Genomic DNA, 10,807 nt, shown 5'->3' with positions numbered 1-10,807 from the left:
TCCTCTAAAGAGCCGTTCGAGACTAGGACGTTGATAGGTTGGGTGTGGAAGTACGGTGACGTATGAAGCTGACCAATACTAATTGCTCGTGAGGCTTGACTATACAACACCCAAGCAGTTGTATATAAAGCTTAAATCGATTCATAAAAGATCAGTTAAACCTGATCTGAAACAAAGAACTTGATTTAGTCAATGCTAGAATATGAACGAGGATTGAGCAAACATTGATAATGTTTGCCCGAGTGCAAGACATAAAGCTGTGCTTTATGTTATATTAGACTCAGTTAACCAATCCGTTAATAACTCATTTGGTACCAAGTAGGGTAGCAACAAGATCAAATGATCTGAGCATAAAACCTGAACAAGTCCATAAACAGTTGTGCTGGCGACAATAGCAAGAGTGAACCACCTGATCCCTTCCCGAACTCAGAAGTGAAACCTCTTAGCGCTGATGGTAGTGTGGGGTTACCCATGTGAGAGTAAGTCATCGCCAGCTCATTATTCGAAGCCCCCCAATCTCTAAAGAGGTCGGGGGGCTTTTCTTTGCGGGGATAATTAAGTTTAAGCTCTAGACGTTATTCGTTTAATCTGAATATGCATTCCAAAAAAATAGCAGTGCATGATTATAGTTTTGATTGTTCTGTATGTTTATGGGACAAGTTGCCGACGTGCATGCTTTAAAGCAGTTCTTAAACCTTCTTCTAATGTTGGATGATAGAAGGGTTTCTCTAAAATCTCATCAATCATAAGCTCGCCTGAGATCATCCAATTAATTAAATGTGCTAAATGCTCAGCTTCTTCAACAAATAATTCGGCTCCAAGTAGCTGACGTGTATGTGGATGAACATATACTTCTATTGCACCATGGTTTTGGGCGAGCACAATTGCACGACCTTGTTTTTGATAAGATGCGGTACCAATAATAAATGGGATATGTTGTGTGATTAATTGTTGGTAGTTTTGACCAACAGTGGCCATTTCAGGGCTTGAAAATACAATTGATAAAGCTGCGGTGTGCTTAATTGGTTGTACATGTGGATAATTCAGGCAGTTATGTACAGCCAATTTCCCTTCATGTGCAGCTTCATGTTGTACGGGTGTTGCCGTTGCTGCATCTCCAACAATAAAAATAGGATAATGTCCGAGTTGACGCGTTTGTGGATTAATTGGAAGATTTTGATTATCTTGGAAATGTGGTTCTAGGTTCTGTAACTGCAAGCTAGGCAAAAGAGAATGTCGACCTGTTGCATTGAGTAAGTACTCGACATGCAGTATTTGGGGCTGCTGTTGTTGCGTATAATGAATTTCAACTTGATGATCTTGAGTAAGTGTAATTTCATCAGGTAATGTTTCAAATAAAATATTTAATTCTTGGCTAAGCTGTTGTTGTGCAAGATTTTGTAGTGCTGTACTTGTTAATTGACCAATTCGTCGGCTTCGTGCAAAAATGGTTGTCTTGACACCTAAACGATGCAGTGCTTGTGCCAGTTCAATCGCAATCACCCCACTACCGATCACAGCAATTGACTTTGGCAACTGTTCTAACTCAAAAAATTGATCTGAGCTTAGATAACGACTGCCTAAGGTGGCTTGCCATGTTGCATTGATGTTGGGGCTTGAACCCACAGCGAGAATGAAGCTTTTTGCCTGATAATATTCGCCATGAACGCTAATGGTTTGTTCATCTACAAAATGTGCTTCGCCTGATATTTTGTGCTCAGAGTTCCATTGCTCGACATCTTTTAAAGTTGCCTGACTGAAACGGTCACGTAGTTGTCTGACATGGGTCATGACCTGTTCCGTTTGAGCTTTTAATGTTGCTTGGATTGAAAACCGCTCAAGATGCTGTGCAGCATAGAGTTGATTTGCAGCAGAAATGAGAGCTTTACTAGGCATACAACCCACTCTTGCACAAGTGGTATCCCATGGTCCAGCATTGATAATTAAGATATTTTTTGTAAATTTAAGGGCTTCTTTATAAGCACTGATGCCTGCTGTTCCAGCACCAATAATAATAATATCGTACATATTCTTGTTCTTTACGAAAAATGACCTATCCAAACTATAAAGGATATTCTGCGATTCTTTGCATTTGATCGCATTTTGTAACAATCAAAAAAATTAAAGTGTTGTTCCTACGCTACTACTTGCTCGTGGTTTGATATCCATAGTGCTACAGGCATTTAAAACAATCAGACAACTTAAGCTTAAAATGATGAATTTCATGATTTATTTCCCCAAATATATCAATATAACCTGTATCAGTGAGACTGATACAGGTCGGCATGAGTTAGTCGTCCAATAAATCCATTTGTTTTGCCAGTTGATACAAGTTATTTGAACGGTTACCTGTACGGCAGAACATGAGAATTGGTTTTGGCAATTCATTGTAATGATTGGCAAAAGCACGAACATCAAGTTCTGTGATTTGTCCTGGAACAACAGGCTGATAGACATAGTCTAAGCCTGCCTGACGTGCAGCTTCTTCAATTTGAGCGCTAGTGGGTTGCTCAGCGCCACCTTCTAAATCTGGACGGTTATTGACGATAGATTTAAAGCCTTTTTCTACAATTTGCGCAACATGTTCAGGGGCGATCTGACCTGCAAAACCGACATTCTCAGACATGCTTAACTCCAGCAAGATATGATTTTGATAGGCTTATCATAGCATTAACCTGATTGTCAAAGCGCACACTCTGATTTGAATTTCATAGTGAAAGCGTAAAGTGTGTTGCAAATGGGATGATTTTTCTAAGAATAAATGCTTTATTTTTTTGGTTTTACCCTCATTGTTATCATCATAAAATGATTGAGTAGATGACCAATGATCGTCGTTTGTCCGAACTGTTTAGCTAAAAATCGCGTACCTAAAGAAAAACTGGCAGCACAACCACACTGTGGTCAGTGTCATCAGGTTTTGTTGCCGTTGGCTCCGATTGAGTTAAATGAGCAAAATTTTGCCGCGATTGTGCAGCATAGTGATTTGCCTATTTTTGTTGATTTATGGGCGGATTGGTGTGGCCCTTGTAAGATGATGGCTCCACATTTTGCAGAAGTGGCGAAACAATATCCTCAGGTTATTTTTGCCAAAATTAACACGGAAGAAAACCCTCGTTTAAGTCAGGCATTTCATGTACGAAGTATTCCAACCTTAGTGTTGATGAATAAAACCAACGAAATTGCTAGAATAAGCGGTGCATTACGCGCTAGCGAATTAAAACAATGGCTAGACCAACAACTGATCAAATAGGGAACTGACGTGACTGAATCAAGCAAAATACCTGAAGGAATCTTATCTTTACAAACCATCGCGATGCCAGCAGATACCAACTGGAGTGGCGATGTCTTTGGTGGCTGGATTGTGTCACAGATGGATTTGGCTGGTGCAATCCATGCGGAGCGTTTTAGTAAAGGGCGCTGTGCAACCATTTCGATTCATGAAATGACCTTTCTTGTCCCTGTGAAAGTGGGCGATGTGGTGAGTTGTTATACCAAAATTCTGAAAGTGGGGAATACTTCAATTCAAATGCAAATTGAAGTGTGGGACAGCCACGATACTTCACGGAAAGCTAAGCGCATTACTCAAGGGATTTTCACTTTTGTTGCCGTTGATGCTGAAGGGCATAAACGTCAAATTCCTGAAGAAGCCAAGCAAAAGTTCTTGAGCCAAGTATCTGCTTAAATTTTGTTGCAAAAAATCCCCGTATTGAACGGGGATTTTTTTTATTCGGATTTAGTCTTTAAAGTTATTAAACTGCAAAGGAACACCAAATTGCTGCTCACGTAAGTGATTCATTACTTGTTGTAATGTATCGCGTTTTTTGTCTGTTACGCGGATTTTGTCGCCTTGAATAGAGGACTGGGCTTTGATGCCACTTTCTTTAATCGATTTATTAATTTTTTTCGCGGTATCTGAATCTAAGCCATCTTTGAGTTTAATGACTTGAATGACATTTTTTCCAGAAGCAGTGGCTTTTTGTGGGTCTAGCGCTTGGGTATCAATTTTACGTTTGTAAAAATGATTTTCGAGCATGTTATAAACCTGCTCACACTGGAAATCACTTTCAGTTGAAATTTTAATTTCTTTCGCTTTTTCATTGATTTCAATTGAAACATCCTGACCACGAAAGTCGAAGCGTGTTGCAATCTCTTTTTGTGTATTTTGTACCGCGTGATTGACTTCAAATAGCTCAAGTTCAGATACAATATCAAATGATGGCATGTTGAGACCTTTACAAATAGATGAAATATTTGAGATGCTAAGAGGGTTTTCTTCATTTGCCAAGTGTTGTTTATATCAAAGGAGTGCGCAATGATCCGTAAACAAGAAATTACAACATTTGAGTTCCCAGATAATGCGGTTATTTGGGATGTTCGTGATGCTGCTGCATATGCAGAGGGTCATCTCAAAGGTGCGATTAATCAGCCTATTAATGACTTAGATATCAATGTATTAACTCAGGTGAATACGGATCAGCCAATTTATATTCTATGTGGTGGCGGCAGTAAAGCTTCGCGTGCGGCTGAAAAACTGGAAGATTTTGACAGTTCTCGTGAATATGTTGTGTTGATGGGTGGAACTCGTGCTGCAAAAGAGGCGGGCTTACCAATCGAACAAAATTAAAGCAAATAAAAACCGCACCTTATAAAAAAGGTGCGGTTTAAAAAAATAATCAAAATAAATTCTAATTATTCTGTATCTGTTCAAACTTCACTTCTTTTATAAAATATGGCTTCTTCACTTTCTGCTTTTTGTTAAAGCGTTGCATCTGTAATTTTTGCCGTAGACTGATGGGCACAGGACAAGCCTCTCCCAAAATCTCCGCAGCTAAAATTTCACTACATAGCGGTGCAAACAAAAAGCCTTTCGAGCCTAAGCCTGCAAAGCTATATACTTCACGTTCTGCATTGGCTTGACCGAGTAATGGAAAATAATCCTGACTTTGTGCACGTAATGAGGCACGACCTTGCCAATTGGTAATATTTGGCAGTGTTGCGGCATAGTCAGGGCTGAGTTGCTGTAGTAGTTCCAAATTATGTTGATGGTCTGCTTCCAATACCTCAATATCATCCCGATTGGGGTGGAATGATGCACCTAAAATCAGTTGTTGCGCATTGAGCTGCATGCAGTAGCCACCATAACTATAAGCATGTTCGGCTGACAATGGCTGACCTGAATTGTCCACCCAACTGACTTGCCCGCGAATCGGTTTGAGGACAGGATAGTTTTCAAAAAATGCTGCACTGTTGAGCGCACAGCAGACAATGACATGATCTGCTTCAAGTAAAACAGCTTGCTCCGGATCAAATAGTTGAATCGGGGACGTATCACTGAGTTGGGTGACATGTTGCTGATGAAATGCAATCTGTGGATGTGCCAAAATTTCATCACGTAATTGATGAGGGGAAACAGCCCCTGCTTGCGTTAAACAGATCCCTTGTAGTGTTGCAGTAAAATCAGCATTCGCTTCTGCGACAAGCAAACCTTTAGGATATTGATCAGGCAATTTAGTGAGTTCGCCATTATTTTTTAAATCAAACTGGCTGACCTGTAACGGGCGAAATGCTTTAAATTGTGCATAATGCCGCAGGGCATATTGCCAGCTCACCAACATCAGATGTTCATGGCTTTGTTGAATTGGACAAAGCTTCGGATTGAGCAAGGCTAAAGGATTGCCTGAGCCGCCTGAGAGCGCGCCATTGCCATCAAACACATGCACATGGTGTCCACGTTGGGCAAAAGCCCATGCCGTAGATAAGCCTGCAATCCCTGCGCCTAAGACCGCAATGGTTGTTTGAGTTGGTTTGGGTTGTGACTGTTGAGAAGTCTGTTCTTCGGCTGCCCAAATGCCTTTGAGCATTTCCCGTTTATGCATAAAACCGCGTGGACGAGAAATCTGTATGCCGTGCTGTTTTAAGCCACGTTTGAGAATGCCTGCGACACTAAACGAGGAAAAAGTTGTACCGACATCTGACAGTCGGATAATTTGATCTAATACGTTTTGTTGCCACAGTTCAGGATTACACGAAGGTGCAAAGCCATCTAAAAACCAAGCATTGACCTGACGGGTTTTCGGCATAATCGGAAACACGTCTTCTGCATCGCCTAGCCATAAATCTAGGCTAAAGCGTTCTTCTGGAAAATTAAGGCGATGACAGCCCGAAATCGGTAGGGGATATTGGGCAAGTAGCTGCTCAGCCAAAGGACGCAGCTCTTCCCATGCATTGAGCGCTCGAATCAAGTCAGGTTTAGACAGTGGAAATTTTTCGACACTGATGGCATGCAAATGGCTATGATTGTCAGGGCGAACCTGTTGCCACAATTGCCACAAGGCCAGAATATTCAGACCTGTACCAAAGCCTGTTTCACCGACACAAAAATAGGCATAGTCATCAAGCTGTGCCAGACGTTCAGTTAAATCATTGCCATTGAGAAACACGTGGCGAGTTTCGAGTAAGCCATTGTCTTTGGAAAAATATACATCGCCAAATTGTTTGGAAATAGGCACATCAATGCCATCGACCTGTTGCCAATCCAGCTCAGCCGTTTCAATTGCACTAAACATGCAAAATTACCTCAGATTTACCACTGACGACGACGTTTAGTATAAATATAACCTGCGAGTAGAAAGCCGATTAACACCCCAACGCCCATGGTCGCTGCGCCATACATAAAGATTTGAGCGCTACGTTCACTTTGTAAGACCTGAACCTGTACATTCAAATTGTCATTTTTAAGCTGGAGAGCTTGGTTTTGTGCTAACGCATCCAGATTAGCTTTTTCCAATTGCTGCATACGCGTCAATTGGTTTTTGACTAATGCTTTAATACGAGCATCTTCTTCAGCTTTCTTCTGTGCAATTTGCGCAGGTGTCAGCTCCATAATCGGGGCAGGTTGGTTGAGGTTTACAGGTGCAGGTTTTGCAGCAGGTTGTGAAGTCGTGGGTTTTTGTGTTGTCGCTGGTGCTGTTGTACCCGTGGGTGCAGCAGCTTGCGGCTGAGTTGCTGTGTTTTCAACAGCCCATGCTGAAGAACTCAGCAAAAACAAGCTGAGTAAGCTTGGTACAACAACACGCATGATTTTATCCTTTTGGGAAAACTTGAATGAAAGGTTTAACGTCAACCTGACTATAAACCCCTGCTTTGAGATAAGGTTCTTCTTTCAGCCAGTCGTCGAGATCTTCACGAGAATCAAAATCAACGATCAGGGTGCTGCCATAAAATCCCGCTTGTGGATTACCTGGCTGTTTTGGCATAGGGCCTGCAACAATCAGGCGACCTTCAGCATTGAGCTGTTCAAGGCGAGCCAGATGTGCAGGACGGGATGCAATACGTTGTTCAAGCGTACCTTCTTGATCGGTACAGGATACTACAAATAAAGCCATAATCTTCTCTGATTTACTCTTCTGGAGATTTGAAATGTTTTCGTAATACGACAAACTGGATAATGATAAAAGAAAACATCACGATCATGTCACCAAATGCAGTAAATTCTCCCCAATATTTGCCGTGAGCAAATAAAAATGCGAAGAAAACATGCAAACCTGACATCACCACAAACATTATAGCCCATGCGTAGTTGAGTTTTTTCCACCCCGCAGCACTGAGTTCTAGGATTGGGCCGAACATGCGTTTAATCAGTGGACTACGGTCTTTGGTGAAAAATGGAGAAAGTGCAAATGCACCTGCAAAGACTAAATTCAATAAAGCCGCTTTTAAACGGATGTAAAAGTCATCACTGAGCATGAGGGTGACACCCCCAAAAATCACGGTCATAAACAGCACAATCCACTGCTGTTTTTCTAAACGAAATTTCTGGAAAATAAACAAGACACCGTAAACCACTAACATGGAAATGATTAGACCTGTGGTTGCTGCCAAAATATTATTGTTGTCGATCCCACCTGGTGAACCAATCAGCATCAGTAGCGGGTGATGTTTATCGGTCGGATCAACAGTTTTATATAAATAAAAGAAAATAATGAGCGGCACAAAGTCTAAAAGTGCTTTCATGTTAGAGTATCTAATCCAGTTTCGAGAATGGCATAGTATAAAAGATGCAGGTCATAGATTTACATACACATAGCAACATTTCTGATGGGACTTTGTCACCAGAGGCACTTTTGGCGTTGGCTGCCGAGCGCAGTGTGGATGTATTGGCGTTGACTGACCATGACTCGATGCAAGGGATAGAGCGGGCAAGACAGGCTGCGGAACAACATGGCATCACATTGATTTCAGGAGTTGAGATTTCCAGTCAATGGTCACGACCTGCCACTAAAAAAAGTTATAGCGTGCATATTGTGGCACTGAATATGCAAAATCCTGAAGCTTTACAAATCGTTCTCGAACAGCAGCAACAGATTCGTGCGGAACGTGCCGAGCGGATTTGTCAGAAGTTGCAGCAATTGGTAAAAGTTGATCTTTATCCTGAAATTTTACTTGAAGTTGAACAGCAACCCGATCGGATTACTCGCAGTCATATTGCCAAAGCCTTACTGAAGAATGGCATTGTCAGCCGTTTACAGCAAGCCTTTGACCGATTCCTCAAAGAAGGTAAACCTGCTTATGTCAAATTTGACGGGCTGAGTTTGGAGGATACCGTACAGGCAATTCATGAAGCACAAGGTTTTGCAGTCTTGGCGCATCCGACCCGTTATGATTTGTCTGCAACCAATACTCGTTATTTGATTGAGTTGTTTGCCCAAAGTGGCGGCGATGCAGTGGAGCTTGCACCTGAAAGTGATCCGCTTTCGACACGACAGATGGTGGATCGGATGATTGCCCAAAACAATTTAAAAGTGTCGATCGGTAGTGATTTTCATGGAGAACATATGCCGTGGCTCAAGCTTGGGCAAGCGCCACGTCCACGTCCCGAACAGGTGGGGATTTGGGAGAGTTTTGCTTAAATCTGAGAGCGATGCTTAGAGATCTTTGGGTACAAATTTTGAAAAATGCCTTGCTCACATGAATGCAATTTATCCGAGTAAATTTTTGAGCACACCATCTATCCTAGATTGGATGATGGAAATAAAAAAATGCTCAATAATGTGAGATGAGCATTTTTTATTTTTATAGCAAATTATGATTATCGACCTGAATCGGTGCAGGAACAGGTTTACCGAGTGAACTCAGCAATTCACGTTCAATCAGACGGACAATTGAATCCAATGGCAAGTCATTGTCTTGTGTGCCAAAAGGTTCTTCAAGTTCGGCACTGAGCATGTCTAGACCCAAAAACAAATATGCCAAAATCCCGACAAATAGCGGTGTCCACAAGCCTAAAATCGATTCCAGACTAAAAGGCAGCAAGAAGCAGAAACAGTACACAGTACGATTCAGCAATACAGAATAAGAAAAAGGTAGCGGTGTGCTGGCAATACGGTCACAACCTGCTTGGACATTGCCCATTTCCACGACATGTTGGTTGACCTGTTGATACAAAATATCGCTAATTTCACCCTCTTTGAGCGCTTGCATCAATTCCCATTGAATCAGCCCTAAAGTATATTGTGGCGCATTCAGATGATGGTTGAGTTTTTCTACCGCATGTTCATTTAAACGACCTGTTTCCAGCAGTTGGGTCGGATTGGCAGTTTGGTGGCGAAGGCGGTCGCGCAGCATGTTGGAAAAGACAATCACATGGTGAATGACCCGTTCGCGGCGCGCATGAGATAAGACGCGTGTATCGCGATCCATATGTCGAGCATTGGCAATCAGTGCGCCCCAAAGTTTGCGACCTTCCCACCAACGGTCATAACAGGCATTGTTACGAAAACCCAAGAAAATCGACAGAATCACCCCGAAAATCGTGAAGCCAATCGCAGGAACTTGAGGCACATGCAAAACGCCATAAAAGGTCAATGTCGCAATCGCTGCGGAAGTTAACATCACCACCGCCAAAGATGGCAGGACTTTGGGTAAAATCGTGCCTCTCCAAGAAAATAACAGATTAAAAATATTACTTTTATCGCGGACAATCATAAGGCTTCTATCACTTGTTCAGATCTGAAGGAGAGGGCAAGCGCTGTTGCTCCGCGAAAGAGAATGAACCTGTTGGTGAAATAATGCAATGGTCAAGTAATTTGATTTCAAGCAGTTGGCACGCAGCATCAATCTGTTTTGTCAGTTCAATATCGGCAGCGGAGGGCTGTGCCATACCAAACGGATGGGTGTGGGCAATCACGATATGTACGGCATGTTGGGAAATGGCATAACGCAGCAGTTGATTGATAGAAATGGCACAGTGTTGCAGTGAACCAAAGAATAATTTTTTAAAGTCGAGTTTGTGCAGCTCGGCATCTAGGCAGAGCACAGCAAAGACTTCCTGTTTTTCGCCTTGCAGTTCATAACGCAAATAGTCCATGACCAGACTGGAAGAATCGAGCGCTTGGCGCAGTGATGTGTAACTTTGGCTTAAATAGCGCCGTCCCAGTTCTTTGACTGCCATCAGTTGGGCGTATTTGCTTGGGCCAATGCCATGAAAATTGGATAAATCATCCAGAGAGGCATCAAATACAGGCGCAAGCCCTTGAAAATGCTGAATCAGTACTCGGGCAAGTTCAACCGCAGAATATTGCTGTGAACCTGAACGCAGGAAAATCGCTAGTAATTCGGCATCGGATAAACTGCTTGCGCCTTGGTTTAATAATCGTTCGCGTGGACGTTCCTGTTCGGGCCACGATTTAATGCTAGATAAACTCATATTTTCTAATTCTAAATAAATCGTTGTTGTTTTTCCCATGACTTGGGATTCGCTATATTTAATGCTATTGTGAGCGCCACTGCAACACAAAGGTAGCCCCTC

Annotated in this window: 13 protein-coding genes and 2 rRNA genes; 6 read left to right on the top strand and 9 right to left on the bottom strand. The window is 42.2% G+C overall.

Annotated elements, in window-relative coordinates; genetic code table 11:
• Window positions 1-103, top strand: a 23S ribosomal RNA gene (locus tag GBN19_RS09570); the annotation flags it as partial.
• A gap of 278 nt (window positions 104-381) precedes the next feature.
• Window positions 382-496 (top strand): 5S ribosomal RNA (gene rrf / locus GBN19_RS09565).
• Between the two features lie 152 nt (window positions 497-648).
• Here the strand turns inward: rrf and GBN19_RS09560 are convergent.
• Window positions 649-2,028, bottom strand: a complete 1,380-nt coding sequence (locus tag GBN19_RS09560) for a dihydrolipoyl dehydrogenase (RefSeq protein WP_151777975.1) — start codon at window positions 2,026-2,028, stop codon at window positions 649-651.
• 262 nt (window positions 2,029-2,290) lie between these two features.
• Complete coding sequence (locus GBN19_RS09555; RefSeq protein ID WP_151711041.1) at window positions 2,291-2,626, bottom strand: TIGR01244 family sulfur transferase; 336 nt, start codon at window positions 2,624-2,626, stop codon at window positions 2,291-2,293.
• A 198-nt stretch (window positions 2,627-2,824) separates the two neighbouring features.
• On the opposite strand from GBN19_RS09555, the gene trxC reads away from it, so the two are divergent.
• Together trxC and GBN19_RS09545 are read left to right on the top strand one after the other, a co-directional pair.
• Window positions 2,825-3,250, top strand: coding sequence for a thioredoxin TrxC (gene trxC, locus GBN19_RS09550; RefSeq protein ID WP_151777974.1), 426 nt, complete (start codon window positions 2,825-2,827; stop codon window positions 3,248-3,250).
• Window positions 3,251-3,313: 63 nt separating this feature from the next.
• Window positions 3,314-3,682 carry an acyl-CoA thioesterase gene (locus GBN19_RS09545; RefSeq protein ID WP_375707868.1) on the top strand — a complete coding sequence of 123 codons (369 nt, stop codon included), beginning with the start codon at window positions 3,314-3,316 and terminating at the stop codon, window positions 3,680-3,682.
• A 51-nt stretch (window positions 3,683-3,733) separates the two neighbouring features.
• Here the strand turns inward: GBN19_RS09545 and GBN19_RS09540 are convergent, their stop codons facing one another.
• Window positions 3,734-4,222 (bottom strand): YajQ family cyclic di-GMP-binding protein, encoded by a 489-nt coding sequence (locus GBN19_RS09540; protein ID WP_151710413.1) that lies wholly within the window; start codon window positions 4,220-4,222, stop codon window positions 3,734-3,736.
• 90 nt (window positions 4,223-4,312) lie between these two features.
• On the opposite strand from GBN19_RS09540, the gene GBN19_RS09535 reads away from it, so the two are divergent.
• Window positions 4,313-4,624, top strand: a complete 312-nt coding sequence (locus GBN19_RS09535) for a rhodanese-like domain-containing protein (protein WP_151777972.1) — start codon at window positions 4,313-4,315, stop codon at window positions 4,622-4,624.
• Window positions 4,625-4,685: 61 nt separating this feature from the next.
• On the opposite strand, the gene mnmC is transcribed toward GBN19_RS09535, so the two are convergent.
• Genes mnmC through GBN19_RS09515 form a run of 4 tightly spaced genes read right to left on the bottom strand, consistent with a single transcriptional unit; the run spans window position 4,686 to window position 8,013 of the window.
• Window positions 4,686-6,566, bottom strand: a complete 1,881-nt coding sequence (gene mnmC / locus GBN19_RS09530) for an FAD-dependent 5-carboxymethylaminomethyl-2-thiouridine(34) oxidoreductase MnmC (protein WP_151777971.1) — start codon at window positions 6,564-6,566, stop codon at window positions 4,686-4,688.
• Between the two features lie 17 nt (window positions 6,567-6,583).
• Window positions 6,584-7,078 (bottom strand): hypothetical protein, encoded by a 495-nt coding sequence (locus GBN19_RS09525; RefSeq protein WP_151777970.1) that lies wholly within the window; start codon window positions 7,076-7,078, stop codon window positions 6,584-6,586.
• Window positions 7,079-7,082: 4 nt separating this feature from the next.
• Window positions 7,083-7,385 (bottom strand): YciI family protein, encoded by a 303-nt coding sequence (locus GBN19_RS09520; protein WP_151777969.1) that lies wholly within the window; start codon window positions 7,383-7,385, stop codon window positions 7,083-7,085.
• A 13-nt stretch (window positions 7,386-7,398) separates the two neighbouring features.
• The gene (locus tag GBN19_RS09515) at window positions 7,399-8,013 is read right to left on the bottom strand and encodes a septation protein IspZ (protein ID WP_151777968.1); all 615 of its coding nucleotides are present in this window, start codon (window positions 8,011-8,013) and stop codon (window positions 7,399-7,401) included.
• Window positions 8,014-8,057: 44 nt separating this feature from the next.
• On the opposite strand from GBN19_RS09515, the gene GBN19_RS09510 reads away from it, so the two are divergent.
• Complete coding sequence (locus GBN19_RS09510) at window positions 8,058-8,909, top strand: PHP domain-containing protein (RefSeq protein WP_151777967.1); 852 nt, start codon at window positions 8,058-8,060, stop codon at window positions 8,907-8,909.
• Between the two features lie 163 nt (window positions 8,910-9,072).
• Here the strand turns inward: GBN19_RS09510 and GBN19_RS09505 are convergent, their stop codons facing one another.
• Both GBN19_RS09505 and radC read right to left on the bottom strand, forming a co-directional pair.
• The gene (locus tag GBN19_RS09505; protein WP_151710407.1) at window positions 9,073-9,984 is read right to left on the bottom strand and encodes a bestrophin family protein; all 912 of its coding nucleotides are present in this window, start codon (window positions 9,982-9,984) and stop codon (window positions 9,073-9,075) included.
• A gap of 10 nt (window positions 9,985-9,994) precedes the next feature.
• Entirely contained in the window at window positions 9,995-10,744 is a 750-nt protein-coding gene (gene radC, locus GBN19_RS09500; protein WP_151710406.1) for a RadC family protein, read from the bottom strand.
• Window positions 10,745-10,807 lie beyond the last annotated feature (63 nt).

The organism is Acinetobacter brisouii (assembly GCF_008993995.1).
GTDB lineage: Bacteria > Pseudomonadota > Gammaproteobacteria > Pseudomonadales > Moraxellaceae > Acinetobacter > Acinetobacter brisouii_A.
Note: the sequence above shows the minus strand (reverse complement) of the source record. Positions and strands in the feature narration are given on the sequence as shown.